This window comes from Paenibacillus sp. TSA_86.1 (assembly GCF_052691815.1).
The window spans coordinates 1-15,503 of record NZ_JBQZGE010000027.1; the positions used below are offsets into that span (position 1 = coordinate 1).

Here is a 15,503-nt window from a genome sequence, read left to right on the forward strand (position 1 = left end):
AAGCAGAATGTTTACTCACTCGTTGTTCAGTTTTCAAAGATCAAACTTGTTTAGCCACTGTCATTCTTTCGTTTCAGCAACTTTTATATCATATCATTTCCGATCCAACTTTGCAAGCTTTTTTTCAAGTTTCTTTCGAAGCTTGTTTTCAATTGCTTGCCGCACCATGTAAACTGTGTTTTCTTGGCCGGAATTAGAATATACCATGTATGATATCTCAATGCAAGACTTTATTTTATAATCTTCATAATTCTCATCAAGAGCCCACTTCTCTACAGAGCTATTATCATTCTATACATTACTTAAAGCCCCACCTCTCAACGTATCAAAACAACAAAAGAGTCACGTATACGATCTACCGTAATCTTCGACCTTTAACGTGACTCCCCTGCATTACATAGCTTATATAGTTTATAGATCATACTACTTTTTCCCTCTCAACTTTTATCTTTCTTCTATAGAATAGACTTACCTAACAAGGATGATATCAACCCAACACCAAGTCTCGCCGTATGCCGGTTCTGATCAAGCAGTGGATTTACCTCAACCAGTTCCATGGATACCACTCGATTACTTGAAGCTAAACACTCCATCGCAAAATGCGCTTCCCGATAACTCAACCCACCCGGCACAGGCGTGCCTACCCCTGGTGCTTCACGAGGATCGAGGCAATCCATATCAAAGCTGACATGAATACCGTCCGTTCCCTCTCCTGCGATATCCACGGCTTGATCCATGACTTGCTGCATCCCCATTCGATCAATATCATGCATCGTAAAAGCGCGAATACCCAAAGCTCTTATCTGCTCTTTCTCATAATCATCCAGATCACGAAGCCCGACATATACCAAATTGGACGGTTTAACAAACTCACCTGCACCTTTGATCTTTGACAAGTTAAAAGCCGAATGTCCCAAAAATGCAGCCACACTCATTCCATGCATATTACCTGTCAGGCTATGTTCTTCCGTATTTAAGTCTGCATGAGCATCAAACCAGATTACACCTAGATTGCTGTAATGTGCAGTTAATCCTGCCAGAGTACCAATGGCTACACTATGGTCTCCCCCGAGCACAAGCGGAAAGGCTCCATCTTCTAAGGCAGCTGATATCTCATGACAAACACACTCACTTACCTGCCGAACCTCACTCAGATACTTTACTGTTTTGCGCCCAGCTGGAACAGCAGGCTGTGTAGGGCAATCCACACGCACTTCCTTGGACAAGAGAAACCCTAGACTCGCAATTTCGCGCTTCAACCCGGCGGTGATCAGTTCATCCGGACCCAACTCGGCTCCATATCTCGCACCAGCTAATCCAAAAGGAACCTTGATAAGAGCTATCTCATTGTAATGAGTCCTTACCTGGCGGGTGTGCTGACAAGACAAATCATGCACCCCTCGCTCCCCCGCAGCCAAAATATCCTCATTCTTCAAAGGTATCAGCTCCTTTTTGTCAATATGGAATTAAATCTATGAAGTCCCTTACGACTCATACATCACACAGCGCCTCTCTGATGATCTCTATAGCCCAATCAATCTCAGATTTCTTAATGGTTAGCGGAGGCGCCAGACGAATCGTTGTCTCGTGGGTTTCCTTGCAAAGCAGACCAGCAGACATCAAGCGTTCACAGTAAGGTCGGGCAGAGTCATGGAGCTCAACTCCGATGAATAAACCTCTGCCCCGAATTTCCCGAATAGCAGTACTCTTGATATCTCGAAGTTGTTCCATAAAATAATTCCCCAGCTCCTCTGACTGCTCCGCAAGTTTTTCACCTTCCAGAACATCCAGAGCGGCAACGGCCACCGCACAAGCGAGCGGATTACCCCCAAATGTGGAACCATGTGAACCCGGTTCAAACAGATCCAGGATGTCCGCTTCGGCAGCAATTGCCGAAATCGGCATCACACCACCTCCAAGCGCTTTGCCCATAATCCAGATATCCGGTTCGAGATGATCCCAATCGGAGGCGAATCGGCGTCCCGTTCTTCCGAACCCAGTTTGAATCTCATCCGCCATGGTCAAGACTCGCTGCTGTCTGCATAGCGCAAACGCCTCTGCCAAGTATCCATCCGGCGGGATAATAATCCCCGCTTCGCCCTGAATCGGTTCAACCAGGAAACCTGCCGTATTCGGTGTGATGGCTTGTTTTAATGCCTCCAGGTCACCGTAAGGAATGATTCGAAATCCTGGTGTGAACGGCCCGAAGTCCTTTTTATATTCAGAAGATGATGAAAAAGAAGTAACCGTCAAAGTTCTGCCATGAAAGTTGCCCGAGCATACAATGATTTCAGCCTGATTCTCGGGTACTCCTTTGCAACGATATGCCCATCTTCGCACAGCTTTTATCGCTGTCTCGACTGCTTCTGCCCCCGTGTTCATGGCTAATATTTTGGTTTTGCCCGTAAATACAGATAGTCTTTGATAAAAAATCGCTGCAGATTGGCTGTGAAATGCCCGCGATGTCAATGTGACTTTATCTGCTTGATCTTTCAACGCTTGAATAATGACAGGATGTCTGTGCCCATGATTCAGTGCAGAATAGGCACTTAACATATCCATATACCGGCGGCCTTCAGGATCTTCTACCCATACTCCTTCTGCCCTTTCAATGACAATAGGAAGTGGATGATAGTTAGGCGCAGCATACGTTTTCGACCATTGGATGAACATCTCGGTATCCGGCATTCCTTCACAACCTTCCGCATAATATTGTATACAAAATACAGTAACAGTGTATGCGAGCTGATCTGCGTTTACGACTTGATTCCACTTTTTCCGCAATCACCTAGTCTGAAAACTATTGATCCAACATTTCACAACCAACACCAGCATCTTCTGAAAATGAAACGTACACAGCATATGAAATATTTCGGAATGTATTACTATTAAATCTGTATACAATATACATACTATGATATACATTGATACACCAATAATACTAGCAAACCTATACATGTATGACAACGCTTTTCAGAACATTTTTACACTTTAATTCCATAAAATGTTTTTAACCTCATCACACATCATACATCAATCCATGAACAAACTTGCTTGCCCAACTCCCCCCTCGATGGTAAGATGATAAAAACTTGAAACACCTTGAACGGGGCGTCCTGTATAGCTTTATAACCATTATCATCACCATACATATAGAAGGGAGAACTTGGTATGGAGGTACCTAAATACCGTTCCTTGAAAGATCACGTCTATGATTACATCGCCCAGAAGATCCAAAACGGGACACTTCTTCCCAACCAGAAGATTAACGAAGCCGAGATCTGCAAAAAGCTGGACATCAGCCGTACCCCTACCCGGGAAGCTTTATTTCAGCTGACCTCGGACAATCTACTGCAATATATTCCACGCAGGGGATTTATTGTTGCTCCTTTTGACACAAGCAAAAAACTCGAATTCTCTCAAGCGATTGGTGTGCTGGAGGCACTGGCCGCCACGCTGGCAGTGGATCATCTCAAACCATCAGAACTTATAGAAATGGAAGCCCTGGTCAACCACATGGATGAAGACATCAACCAGCTTGATCTTGCTGCGTACAGCAAACATCAGTATTTGTTTCACAACCTGTACATTCAACGCTGCGGCAATGCGACCGTTATTGAAATGTTAAACACACTGAAGAACAGCTTTATTCGCCAGTCGTATGTCAGCGATAACAAGCCAAAATTATCCGAAGTACTGCACGAAGTCAATGAAGAGCACCGGCAGATTTTAAATGCGTTTCGTGCCAAGGACCAACCACAGCTCGAAGCACTTCTCAAACATCACTGGCGCATCATTGATAACGACATGCTGTAATATGTCATCTTTGTTGAACATAGATTTACTTGGTGCATCTCTCTCTGGCACCATACCTATACCAAAAAAGGCAACTCACATCATAATGAATGTGAGTTTCCTTTTTTTATTTAAGCTTAGCTTCAGAAGGAACTCTCGCCGTGAATACAGCGTATCCCAGCCTTTTGCCGTATTTCAGAAGCAACCGGTCATTGGTGCGACTCATCCTCTGTACATTTTTATCCTCCAGCCAGTTCATATCCATCTCACGCAAAGGGTCATGATCGACACCCCACTTCCCCATTGTACGTGAGTGCTCCTTAACTTCAACGTTAGAAAATCCGCATCCCCTCAGTCGTTTCTTCCAGGCCGATACAGTGGCGAGTGTTCGTATCCCATAAAATCGTTTCAGTCTCCGGCTCATCAGATCCGTTTTTCTTCCCGACAGAACCATTTCGCGATCTACAAGCAGCCCTCCAGGTTTCAGTACTCTCGCATACTCGGACAGTGCCTGACGCCACGGTGTAAAGATCGTAACTGATTCGATAAATACCACATCTACATGGTTATCTGGTAAAGGTAGTGCGGTAGCATCAGCTTGAATAAAACGCACATCAACCCGCTCTTTACGAGCACGCCTTACCGCTTTATCCAACATGTGACGGTGAAGATCAACTGCCGTTACGCGGCAGCCATGCCGAGCCAAATGACACGCTGTTCTTCCTGTACCACATCCAAGCTCCAGAATATGAACCCCTGCCGGTATTGATAACGTATCGAGCAGCTGCAGAGTTGCCGAGAATCCGCCAGGATGAGCACTCCCTTCCCCCAAACGAGCAAGCAAATCATGATAATCCACGACTCCCCCTCCTCCCCTCTCCCTCCAGTCTATGGAATAAACCGAAAAACGGCTCCTGACTATGAAGATAACCGGGTACTCGTCCATACCAATTGGCTATATTCCTACTATGATATACAAACCGTTGATTTCAGGCGGCAAACCGCAATTACGAGGGGGATATGCATGCACAGAATTCATCCGGTATGTGAAGAAAACGTATCACCGCATGTGGGACGTCCAGTCTGTCTTGTCATGAAAGACGGCAAGCATATGTATGGCACGCTTGGAGGTTGCCGGGATGGAAAGGTATACCTGAATGAATGCTTTCAAGGTCCACGCCTGTGTTCTGTCCAATCCAAGCAGCAACTTCGCAGAGTCAGTAAAAAGAAATTATCATCAGCCAGAAAAGCCAAGTCTTCAGCCTATGGTGGCTACCCATACGGTGGTGGATACGGCGGTTATGGTGGTGGTTACGGATACGGGGCGGGTTATGATGTTGCCCTGATCGCTACATTATTCCTTCTTCCGTTCCTGTTCATCTAGGTTTCCATAACGGAAAGCTGTTGCAATTATATTAATAAACGAAAAAAACCTCTTCATGTTCGCTCATACGAACACGAAGAGGTTCCTTTTCTTGTAACAAAAAAGGCATCCGCCTTAAACGAATGCCAGGAACTTCATATTTAATCCCGTACCTCTGTACCAGGTGTGCAATTTATCTAAAAAAAAACACCTCGTGAGAGGCGGGTAAGCTATATTAAATCCGATTTCCTTTAGACATCGTTTTCAGGTTACTATTCGAATTCTCAAGCAATGGCAGCATCCTAGTCGTACTAACCATTTCAGAAGCACATATTGGACAAGTAGGTACGTTATCAAACGCAAAATTGTCCCGCATCCATCCTTTGCACGTATCACTCGTACATTCCCAGATTGCTGCATCTGCTTGTGGAATCTCTTCCAACGGTTTTTTGCGATTATACATGACTTCTACCCCCTTTGTTATGGAAAAACATCTTACCGACGTTATTGCACAGAAGCCACTACTTAGCGGAAGTATAACATCCATCAGACTTCTGCCTCGACAACTTTTGGGCCAGTTTTCATCTATTTAATCAAAAAAAAGAAGCTGCCTTTACCATTATGACATGTTAAAGGCAGCTATGCTTTAATTACAGTTTTACAACTTCTTCTGCTTGAGGACCACGGTTTCCTTGTACAATTTTAAATTGCACGCGTTGACCTTCGTCCAGCGTTTTGAAGCCATCGCCTGTAATAGCGCTGAAGTGTACGAATACATCTTCTCCGCCTTCAACTTCGATGAAACCGAAGCCTTTATCAGCGTTGAACCATTTTACTGTTCCGTTTTGCATGTGAATTACACCTCCAAATAAAGATTAACATGTTCCTTTGTTCTTTGCAGCAAGCAAATAAAAATTCACACATTGAAAAAGGTACCAGTCATAAACTATAAGTGATCGCCCTTTACAATATATGAATTAGGTTTTCAACTCCGTACAACTTGATTCTTAGTATACCTCTAATCCGTTCAAAAAGCAAATCATTGTATTTTCTTTTCAAACAGCTTTGGAAATACATGTTTATTGAACTCCCTGAACAAAACGATCCGTTTTGTTCCCTCAAAGCGATCTTCTGTGTGCGGTCTTATGAAAGGATATGCAGTTCCAATCCAACTTATACATGATTTGCGAAAAAGTTCTGTCCGTGCATATCCAACATGTTCAAGCCACGACTGCGTCTATACTAATTTAAAATTCACAAAAAGCCAAGCTAGCAAGCTACCATTCCATCTAGGTCCATGCCCAAATAAACGCATCACGGTCCCAAGCAACTCGCCCGCCATGCAGCTTGCGAAATGCTTTTTTCACCTCTTTGGACAAGGAAGCATTGCCATTTTCGTTAACAAAAACGAACTGCTCTCCAAAATGAGTTCTTACATATTCTATGGCTGCCTCCTGACGAAGCGTGCCCGTAAACTTAATCTCACCAACCATCCATTCAGCCACTTCCTGTGCTGTCTTTTCCATTATTTCACCTGCCGTTCTTTCGTTACACGGTGGTCAGACCTCACTTCCCTGTCTTGCACCTCTCTGAAGTATACCACGCAAGCGGGATAGAGGGTAAACAAACCGGTATGAATATTAGAACATGGGATGCAGACCAGCCTTTCAAAATCTCACAAGGCAAGTGTACCCAATCCACGGCGATCATAATATAATACTTTGCATGATCCACTTCTCCATTTGGATAAAAACATAAAAAGTAACAAAAAAGAGACTTATCGAATTGTTTTTTACCCTAAAATCAGGTATGGCTTTCCCCTCTGCCTGTCCATTATAGTAATACTTAAGTTTTTGGATGCAGGGGCGCTTCATCTTTCTAGCGTCAAATGACTATAAGACTTGGAGAATTGTGAATTGATTTCTATATAGCTTATTAAATCAGGGAGGATTTTATGAAAGCATTCTTTCGACGCTGGGGACATCTGCTGGCCATTCTATGTATACCGCTTCAAGGCTCGATTTATATGTTCCTGGGCAGCCAAGCGGGAGATGATGTATTTTACAACTATGCCTGGATTGATACACAGATTCCTTTCATTAAAGAATTTATTATTCCATATGTCAGCTGGATGCCTATTCTATATTTGAGCTTTCTATATCTGGGTCTAACGAACAAGTCGCTGTTTTGGCGCACATTGATCATTTATAACGTAGGGGTGATGGCAGCCAATGTTTGTTTTGTGGTGTTCCCTTCGTATGTACCTCGCCCGGAAGTGAGTGGGACAGATCTAAGTAGTCTACTTGTGCAATTCATCTATTCCAATGATGCGCCTGTGAATTGTTTCCCAAGCGTACACTGTCTTACAAGCTATATGTTGTTCATCATTCTCAACAGACATCTGAACGTCAAGCCTGCAGTGCGGATCTTTGGCTCCGTCTGGTTATGGCTGATTATTGCTTCAACTGTGTTCGTTAAACAGCATTCCCTGCTGGATGTCGTTGGCGGCATTGCATTTGCTGAAGTAGCCTACTGGACAGTCCATGTCTTTGCCAAGCGTCTGGGGCAGGCTCGGAAGAGCAGCAAGCAGCCGCTTAGAGCCACACAACCAAGCCGAAATGCATAACATGGTTCACGAAAAGCGATTCACAATGATAGCACGGAACATTACACATGCAACCAAAATGAAAGAGGGCTCAGAGGCCCTCTTTCATTTTGTATTCATAAAAAAAGTCCGAAGGAAGCAGATTTTTCCGGATTTTTGTTCCAATCGAGGAATTTTTCCGCTGGCGTGCCGTGGCACGTTAAGGGAAAGTGACGCAGCAGGAGACGAAAAGACGGTAAAAGATACACTGCAGCGAGTTTTAAGACACGCCCTAGACTATCGGTGGACGCTCGTGCAGCAGATCGGATGGTGGACTACCCATGAGTCGTTTGAATATGCGGTAAAAATAAGACAAGTCCCGGTAACCGAGGAATTCGGCAATTTCCTGAATGGAGAGCTGCGACTCGGTGAGCAGGTACAGTGCTCTTTTCATCCGTTGATCATGAACGTATTCGCTAATCGTCTGATTGGTTACACTTTTGAACAGGGAGGCTGCATAGTTGGGAGATTTTCCGATCTCATCCCCAAGATCTTCCTTTGTCACTTTCTCCCGATAATGCTGCTCAATGTATCTTTTCATCCGTTCCACGTAACGATGCCTCTCTGGTGGAATGATACCTCGATCGAGTTCCCGGTTAATATAAATTAGTACTTCCATCAATAACGCTTGGCTCATCATGACATAATAAGAAGGACGTTCTTCCCATTGTTGCTGGATTGCCTTCATTCGCTGATGAATCAGTTCGTAACAGCCCGGTTTATGCCTCAATGGTTCACACCGTTTGATTGCAGGTAGCTCTTCCATCTCGTTTTGCTTCAATAAAACAACAATTTGGGTGTGTGTAACCGTAGGAATACTTTTTCCGTAATAGGGTATTCCACCAGGAATAAGCAGCAATTCACCCTTTTCCATGATCTGTTTATCTCCGTTCACCCAATATACACATTTTCCATAAGTAACCAAGCTAAGACGCCAAATTCCTTGTGGTTGCGCGGCTTCTTCGTACCAACCCACGCCATTCACATGATGTACTTCAAGTGGAGTAACCATATCACACCTCGTTATCGGACTATATTCTAATCATTGTACTATAGTTCATATCTTGATTCGACAGGAAACGCTACAATGTACACATAAGAACTAAATATGAGGAGGATATTAGCATGTTGAAAACAAAAATTATCTGTACTATGGGACCTGCTTGTGACTCAATCGAAACGTTGAAAGTAATGATTCAGGAAGGGATGACCGTTGCCCGTCTGAATATGGCTCACGGTGAGCTTGAAGATCACGTGGGACGGATCAACAATATCCGCACAGCTGCTGCTGAACTGAACAAATATATCCCAATCATGATGGACATCAAAGGACCGGAAGTACGGATTGGTAAACTACAAGAGGCTTCGGTTCATCTTCAGGCAGGTAAAGAACTTACGTTGACCACTGAGGATATTCTTGGCGACGTAGAGCGTATCTCCGTAAACTACCCTGAATTGAATCTGGTTGTTACACCGGGAGATCGCATTCTGATTGACGACGGCTTGGTTGATCTGACGGTGTTGTCTGTTGAAGGTTCCGAGATTCACTGCAAAATCATTAGCGGCGGTATCCTTAAACCACGCAAAGGCGTAAACCTGCCTGGAATCAAAACGACACTGCCAGGCGTAACCGAGCGTGACGTTATGCATATTGGATTCGGAATCGAGAACAATATCGAAATTATCGCGGCTTCCTTTGTTCGTAAAGGTGATGACATTCGTGAGATCCGCAGCATTTTGAAAGAACGTGGTCAGGAGCATGTACAAATCATCTCCAAAATCGAGAACCAGGAAGGCATGACAAACCTTGATGATATCATCGAAGCATCCGACGGCATTATGGTAGCTCGTGGTGATCTCGGGGTGGAAGTTCCCATTGAAGATGTACCGATGATGCAGAAAGAAATGATCGATAAATGTAACAAAGCCGGCAAACCGGTTATCGTTGCCACGCATATGCTTGAATCCATGCAAGTAAACCCTCGTCCAACACGTTCCGAGGTAAGTGACGTAGCAAATGCTGTGCTTCAAGGCGCAGACGTAGTGATGTTGTCTGGTGAATCTGCTGCCGGTAAATATCCGATCCAATCCGTGCGCACGATGGCTGCTGTTGCACGCCGCGCAGAAACGATGATCGATTATAAAGAGCAGTTCAACCAAAAATCCGCACAACAAGTGGCTGACATTACCGAAGTTATCAGTCAAGGCGCAGTAAGTTCATCACTCGTCTTGAATGCCAAAGCGATCATCACATCCACAGAGAGTGGATTCACGGCTCGTATGATCTCCAAGTATCGTCCAACAGCACCGATCATTGCAGTTACTCAACACGAAGAAGTGCTGGCTAAAATCTGTCTGCTCTCCGGTGTCGTTCCGGTTATGGGCGACAAAGTGACAACAACAGACGAAATGTTCGAATCCGCTACGCGTAACGCCATCAAGACAGGTTATGTTGAAAAAGGAGACATCCTCGTATTGTCCGCTGGTGTTCCAATCGGTCAATCCGGTAACACAAACCTGATCAAGGTACTGCAAGTATAATTACGGATCGTAGCAGAGCGCTCTGAAAAAGATATGAAAATCAAAAATCCACCGGGATATGAAATCCGGTGGATTTTTTGATGTTCTACAAGTTACGTGAATAGTTAACCAGATCCTGCGACATGTTGTTGATCTCATCCATTGAAGCGTTGACCTGCTGCGTCAGAGCTGCCTGATTCTGAGTCAGTGTGGACATGTTGCCGATATGCTGCAAAATGTGATCAATCAACGTTTTCATTTTCTGCATGCTATCTTCAATGTTGACGGTTGCCTCCGAACTATGATCGGCCAGTTTCCGCACTTCTCCAGCTACAACGCCGAAGCCCAAGCCCAGTTCACCTGCACGTGCAGCTTCGATGGCTGCATTCAAACCAAGCAGATTCGTCTGGCCGGCAATCTCCCGAATAAATGCTGTAATACTCTTCGTATCATCCACACTATCCCGGACCTGCGTTGCTGCATCAGCAGATAACTCCTGAGCGTTGACCAGCTCCTGTGCCTGATCCGTAATCGAGTTAATGCCGCGCACCATCTCTTCAATGGACTCGGACAACTGTTTTGTTTTCAAATTCATCGCTCTAACAATCTCTTCTTTATTCTTCTGGTGAGTCACATCCCGAATCGTTCCAGCAACACGAAGCGGCACGCCGTTCTCATCACGAATGGTTTCACCTCCGGCATGATACCAACGATACTCCCCGTCTTTCCGTTGCAAACGGTAGTCGAGATCATACGGTGTTCTTCCACTATAGTCATTCATATGTTTGGCAAAATCATTGACTACTCGATCATGGTCTTCGGGGTGAAGACGACTGCTCCAACTGCTGAATACGTTCGGGAAGTCTTCTTCATTCTTGAATCCCAGCTCTCTGCGGAATTGTGGGGACCACCAGAATTCATTGTTTGGATTCACCACATCTCCAGCAACCACTGTCATATCCCACGGCGCCTCCACGAGTGCACGGTTGACCAGATCATAACGGGTGACAAGCGCCTCCAATTCATCGGACTTGCTCTTCTCATCATGGATATCAAACATAACTCCAATTAGTTTAACTGGAGCACCTGCATCATTTCTCACAAGTCGTCCAAGACATCTGAACCAACGTGCTTCTCCATTTTTCAAAAGCATACGCCCTACAATGTTATATCCTGCTCGATCACTCGGATCATTCACATGACTCGTAATCCCCTGAACTAGCTGCGGTCTGTCCTCAGGATGTACGGATTTAGCCCAACTCGCGAACTCATTAGGAAAGTCCTTCGAATTATTGTAACCCAGCATCTGTCGGAACTCTTCGGAGAATGAAACGACGTTATTGTTATCCAGCGGATTACCTGCAACGATCTTCGACTCCCATATCCCCGCATGAAGCGCCTGATTCAACAGGGTAAGACGCATCTGCGCAACCTCATGCTGTGATTGCATCAGTTGTACGGCTTTCTGGATATTCTCCAGAATTTCATTATTTCCTTGTGCATCGGCGTCTGTCCCAATCCAGAACTGGCCCTTCTGAGCGTTCTCAAGTAACTGGCGACTGTAACTCAGCAATTGCTCATGGGAATCCACACGATTTGATTTACTTACTTCACTACGTTTAAGAAACATCGTATTATCCCCTCTTATGTTAGGTGTCTTTATATATACTTCGACATAAAAAGACAAGAAGTGTAGGTCTAAAGTCTCTATTGTAAAAAAAAACGCAAATCTTCGCCCATTGGGAGAAGATTCACGTTGTTAGATGACTTCAACAATTTTTCAACATTTCGATACGCGTAAACTATCCCTTCGGTTACCACCCGAAATCTAGCGTTTCCCCCGTCTCTGCCCATGTCTTGATGCTGCTTAGAATCATCCACCAGCTATTCTGCGCATTGGAGAAGGAAGGATGGTTTTCCGTAAACTGATCATTAATTAGCGTTAGCTTGGTACACTCCCCCATGGTTTCTAACTGAAAAAGCACTCTCGATTGAAGCTCGGCATGGTTGGAATGATACGAGGGGCCTGGATGTTCCCGATAGCTAAGTCTGGACAGCGGTTCAAATTCCAAAATCTGACCATATACATGGACTGTTTCCTGACCATCATTACCTGGTCCAACATAAGCAAAAGGCTGTCCAGGCTGAAAGTTCGAGCGAAGTTCGCTACCGAAGAAACTGCTGCGCGTACCGTCCGGGGAAATCAGTGCATTCCACACCGTTTCTCGCTCTGCATTGATATAAAACTCATATTTTAAATCCATAAGCTCACTCCCTTGCTACATTTAAAGTGCAGTTATTCTTTCACATTTGTATCTAAGGCAGACGTATGACTTCAATGGTGTCTCCTGTGTGGATGACACCCTCACGTTCAACCGAACAGACAATACCGCGCTTTTTTCGGGCCGCAGGCACAAATCTTTTGCGCAACCCCTCCTGTCCGTAGACCTGTTCAATGACTTTTCCCGGATGCACACAGGGCAAGTTCTCTCCTTCACAGATCAAACCTGTCCCGTCAGGAAACAGAAGCCTTGTTGCTGCGGGCAGTTCAGTCAAATGCTCTATGCCGCGAACCAGGATATTCGCACCGAGCCACTCGGGGCGGACTTCGGGAATGTTCATCTTCTGGGCAATTAATGCACACTCTTCCTCTGATACGATACTGATCTGCCGGCGATTTGCAATCGGTATGCCTCGTTTGTAGATTTTCTGACGGGAATCTGCCGGTCTTAACAAACCATAATGCCGATCTCCCGGAATTCCAGCGAGTTCAATATCAATGAAAGGCACCACCCTTGTCACAAATGTGGATGGATCGTCAGCTAGCAGAACAAATTGAACTGTTCCCATGGTATCTCCCTCCCTTTCCGAATAAGTCCCCTTTTCCATAATCATCATTATCCTGTGTATGAATCGATGACAATCGGCGGATGCTGTTAGGTATATCTTACCCATTCTATGAGATCCGTAAAATATCGCTAATGCAACTCAAATGCATAACACACAATTTAATTGCGAAAAATTAATTTGAACTTTTCTTTATTTGTGATAATCTATATATCAGGAATGTTAGAAGTTCATTACATAATAGAAAGCAGGGTGTTTCTTTTGATCGGTACTATTTTTGTTGCTCTTGTAGCTGTTGAACACTTCTATATTATGATTATGGAAATGTTTATGTGGACGCGTCCACGTACGATGAAAACATTTGGCACCACTCCGGAGTTTGCCAGCTCTACCAAGGCTCTTGCAGCGAACCAAGGTCTGTATAATGGTTTTCTTGCTGCTGGTCTGATCTGGGGGCTTCTATACCCGGATTCCAGTGTCGGACTTCATATTCAGATTTTCTTCCTGGCCTGTGTGATTATTGCCGCTCTTTATGGCGGTGCAACTTCTTCACGCTCCATTATTTTCAAACAGGGATTGCCAGCAATCATAGCATTGCTGCTTGTGTTGTTCCTCTAACTTCCGGATAACTGGTGCAATCTGCGACTCCAGCCCTCGAATATGGTAAGGTATGGAGTATAAAGCATATATATCACCAGAAAGAACTTGGAGCAGAAAGGGGAACATGTCATGGGACTGTTTGACAAGCTGCGTCGGCGTAAAAAGGAAAAGACACCATTAAACGATGCTGCCCCGCAGGCAGATCAGAGTCAAACCATTGTCGGATTTGTACTACTGGAACGGGAAGACTGTGATTTTAGCCTGTTCATCCAACATATGAAAACGGAATGGGACATTGCGATTGACGAACAAGCTGAGGAAGGAAATCTCTTCTTTGAAGTAGATGGAATGCAGGTCGTCTGTGCTCACATTGCTGCTCCCGTACCCAATCATGAGGTTGAGGAGAATGCAAAGTTAAACATCCTCTGGCCTGAAGCTGAACAGGTGACTTCACGGCACAAGTCTCAGATCATTGTATCTGTTCTGAATGCAACAGATGCTACCCTGGGACATGCCCTTTTTACCCGAACGGCCTCAGCCTTACTACAGCTGGATCATGCCCTGGCAATCTACATGGCACCACTAGTCGTTGAAGCAGGTAAGTATGTGGAGGTAAGCCGTGGACTGAAAGAGGACGAGTTACCCGTTTCTCTCTGGGTGTTCATCGGCCTGTACCAAAGTAACGAAGGTGCTTCAGCATACACATACGGTCTACGTAACTTCGGCAAAGATGAGATGGAGATTATTGGATCATCTAAGCCCCTAAGTGATGTCTTTGAGATGATGTTTATGACCACAACCTATGTAGTCGAAAATGATGTTACCCTGCATGATGGGGAGACTCTCGGATTCACCGCAGAGCAGAAACTAAAGATTACTCGTTCCAGGGGAATTGCGACGGAAGGGGAAAGCCTGAAAATTAGCTTATAATCTTCTTGGTGCTCTCTGATATCCAAGTATATTATTCCTTATTACGGCCGTTCGAAATCTAATTTCGGGCGGCTTTTGTCTATTAAAGTGCGGGATTTATCAGGTTCAAATCCCTCCATTTCCCTGAATTTTACTCCAATAGGGTGTATAGTCCATAAGAACTACAATCATGTGAAATCCATGTTCATTTATAGCATAAAACAGTATAATTAATAGGCTAATAGACTTATAAACTACATAAAATAATGAATGAGGAGTTGCTTTTATGTCTGTCAGACGTTTGGATTCAACAAAACCGATTATTGAGATCGTCTGGGAAGGGATCGTCTCACCAGAACAGGTCGACCAAGTCAACGCGGAGATGGAAAAAATCGCTTCGCAACTGGGTAACTCATTTGATGTACTGGTTGATATGACGCATATGAAAGCTTTCCCGCAGGACACCAAGGAGAAGATTGTGGATCATCAAAAACGACTGAAGGACATGGGCATGAAGCGAGCTAGCGTAGCTGTCGGTGGAGCAATCGCCAAAATGCAGCTCAATCGGATCTCCAAAGAATCAGAGCACCAGACGGAATTTCAATGGGAAACGTATGATGAAGCATTGGCCTTTTTATTGAAATAAGAGTGCAATATGATATGTTTAAAAAGGGTGCTTTCTTTTGGAAAGTACCCTTATCATTTTTCTCGTTTATTAAGCAGCTTATAAAGTGCGGTTTACTGGATAATACCTCATTTTAATTCTGAATGTCCAAAGAAAGCGTTCTCAAGCAAGAAGTATAAATAGACAAGATCTCGCGGAAA

18 protein-coding genes are annotated in these 15,503 nt (G+C 44.5%); 8 read left to right on the forward strand and 10 right to left on the reverse strand.

What is annotated here, in order from left to right; genetic code table 11:
* The coding region (locus tag ACUTVW_RS26470; protein ID WP_445648458.1) for a hypothetical protein at positions 1-197 on the forward strand (197 nt) is incomplete at its 5' end.
* Positions 198-455: 258 nt separating this feature from the next.
* Here ACUTVW_RS26470 and rocF read toward each other — a convergent pair.
* Entirely contained in the window at positions 456-1,436 is a 981-nt protein-coding gene (gene rocF / locus ACUTVW_RS26475) for an arginase (RefSeq protein ID WP_445648459.1), read from the reverse strand.
* Between the two features lie 55 nt (positions 1,437-1,491).
* Positions 1,492-2,688: an ornithine--oxo-acid transaminase gene (locus tag ACUTVW_RS26480; RefSeq protein ID WP_445648460.1), complete on the reverse strand. Its 1,197-nt coding sequence runs from the start codon at positions 2,686-2,688 to the stop codon at positions 1,492-1,494.
* A gap of 483 nt (positions 2,689-3,171) precedes the next feature.
* On the opposite strand from ACUTVW_RS26480, the gene ACUTVW_RS26485 reads away from it, so the two are divergent.
* Positions 3,172-3,816 (forward strand): GntR family transcriptional regulator, encoded by a 645-nt coding sequence (locus ACUTVW_RS26485; protein ID WP_445648461.1) that lies wholly within the window; start codon positions 3,172-3,174, stop codon positions 3,814-3,816.
* A 106-nt stretch (positions 3,817-3,922) separates the two neighbouring features.
* On the opposite strand, the gene ACUTVW_RS26490 is transcribed toward ACUTVW_RS26485, so the two are convergent.
* Entirely contained in the window at positions 3,923-4,654 is a 732-nt protein-coding gene (locus tag ACUTVW_RS26490) for a class I SAM-dependent methyltransferase (protein ID WP_445648462.1), read from the reverse strand.
* Between the two features lie 165 nt (positions 4,655-4,819).
* Here ACUTVW_RS26490 and ACUTVW_RS26495 point away from each other — a divergent pair, with 165 nt between their 5' ends.
* Complete coding sequence (locus ACUTVW_RS26495; RefSeq protein ID WP_445648463.1) at positions 4,820-5,179, forward strand: hypothetical protein; 360 nt, start codon at positions 4,820-4,822, stop codon at positions 5,177-5,179.
* Positions 5,180-5,393: 214 nt separating this feature from the next.
* Here the strand turns inward: ACUTVW_RS26495 and ACUTVW_RS26500 are convergent, their stop codons facing one another.
* The 3 genes from ACUTVW_RS26500 to ACUTVW_RS26510 form a co-directional block, all read right to left on the reverse strand.
* Complete coding sequence (locus ACUTVW_RS26500; RefSeq protein ID WP_434748403.1) at positions 5,394-5,621, reverse strand: cold-shock protein; 228 nt, start codon at positions 5,619-5,621, stop codon at positions 5,394-5,396.
* A gap of 187 nt (positions 5,622-5,808) precedes the next feature.
* Entirely contained in the window at positions 5,809-6,009 is a 201-nt protein-coding gene (locus tag ACUTVW_RS26505) for a cold-shock protein (protein WP_017691122.1), read from the reverse strand.
* A gap of 438 nt (positions 6,010-6,447) precedes the next feature.
* Positions 6,448-6,684, reverse strand: coding sequence for a DUF6953 family protein (locus tag ACUTVW_RS26510; RefSeq protein WP_434748404.1), 237 nt, complete (start codon positions 6,682-6,684; stop codon positions 6,448-6,450).
* 428 nt (positions 6,685-7,112) lie between these two features.
* Here ACUTVW_RS26510 and ACUTVW_RS26515 point away from each other — a divergent pair, with 428 nt between their 5' ends.
* A complete protein-coding gene (locus ACUTVW_RS26515; protein WP_445648464.1) occupies positions 7,113-7,784 on the forward strand; it encodes a phosphatase PAP2 family protein in 672 nt (223 codons plus the stop codon).
* Between the two features lie 250 nt (positions 7,785-8,034).
* Here ACUTVW_RS26515 and ACUTVW_RS26520 read toward each other — a convergent pair whose 3' ends face one another.
* The gene (locus ACUTVW_RS26520) at positions 8,035-8,814 is read right to left on the reverse strand and encodes a helix-turn-helix transcriptional regulator (protein WP_445648465.1); all 780 of its coding nucleotides are present in this window, start codon (positions 8,812-8,814) and stop codon (positions 8,035-8,037) included.
* A gap of 113 nt (positions 8,815-8,927) precedes the next feature.
* Between ACUTVW_RS26520 and pyk the strand changes: the two genes are divergently transcribed.
* The gene (pyk, locus tag ACUTVW_RS26525; RefSeq protein WP_445648466.1) at positions 8,928-10,343 is read left to right on the forward strand and encodes a pyruvate kinase; all 1,416 of its coding nucleotides are present in this window, start codon (positions 8,928-8,930) and stop codon (positions 10,341-10,343) included.
* Between the two features lie 85 nt (positions 10,344-10,428).
* Here pyk and ACUTVW_RS26530 read toward each other — a convergent pair whose 3' ends face one another.
* The 3 genes from ACUTVW_RS26530 to ACUTVW_RS26540 all read right to left on the reverse strand — a co-directional run bounded on the left by ACUTVW_RS26530 (position 10,429) and on the right by ACUTVW_RS26540 (position 13,172).
* Positions 10,429-11,952: a methyl-accepting chemotaxis protein gene (locus tag ACUTVW_RS26530; RefSeq protein ID WP_445648467.1), complete on the reverse strand. Its 1,524-nt coding sequence runs from the start codon at positions 11,950-11,952 to the stop codon at positions 10,429-10,431.
* Between the two features lie 184 nt (positions 11,953-12,136).
* On the reverse strand, positions 12,137-12,586 hold the full coding sequence (locus tag ACUTVW_RS26535) for an SRPBCC family protein (RefSeq protein ID WP_445648468.1): 450 nt from the start codon (positions 12,584-12,586) through the stop codon (positions 12,137-12,139).
* A gap of 52 nt (positions 12,587-12,638) precedes the next feature.
* A complete protein-coding gene (locus ACUTVW_RS26540; RefSeq protein WP_445648469.1) occupies positions 12,639-13,172 on the reverse strand; it encodes an MOSC domain-containing protein in 534 nt (177 codons plus the stop codon).
* Positions 13,173-13,388: 216 nt separating this feature from the next.
* Here ACUTVW_RS26540 and ACUTVW_RS26545 point away from each other — a divergent pair, with 216 nt between their 5' ends.
* From ACUTVW_RS26545 to ACUTVW_RS26555, 3 genes are all read left to right on the forward strand, one after another.
* On the forward strand, positions 13,389-13,787 hold the full coding sequence (locus ACUTVW_RS26545; protein ID WP_434756732.1) for a DUF1304 domain-containing protein: 399 nt from the start codon (positions 13,389-13,391) through the stop codon (positions 13,785-13,787).
* A gap of 111 nt (positions 13,788-13,898) precedes the next feature.
* Positions 13,899-14,699 (forward strand): DUF4261 domain-containing protein, encoded by an 801-nt coding sequence (locus ACUTVW_RS26550; protein WP_445648470.1) that lies wholly within the window; start codon positions 13,899-13,901, stop codon positions 14,697-14,699.
* 265 nt (positions 14,700-14,964) lie between these two features.
* Positions 14,965-15,324, forward strand: a complete 360-nt coding sequence (locus tag ACUTVW_RS26555; RefSeq protein WP_445648471.1) for a hypothetical protein — start codon at positions 14,965-14,967, stop codon at positions 15,322-15,324.
* The last annotated feature ends 179 nt before the right edge of the window (positions 15,325-15,503 follow it).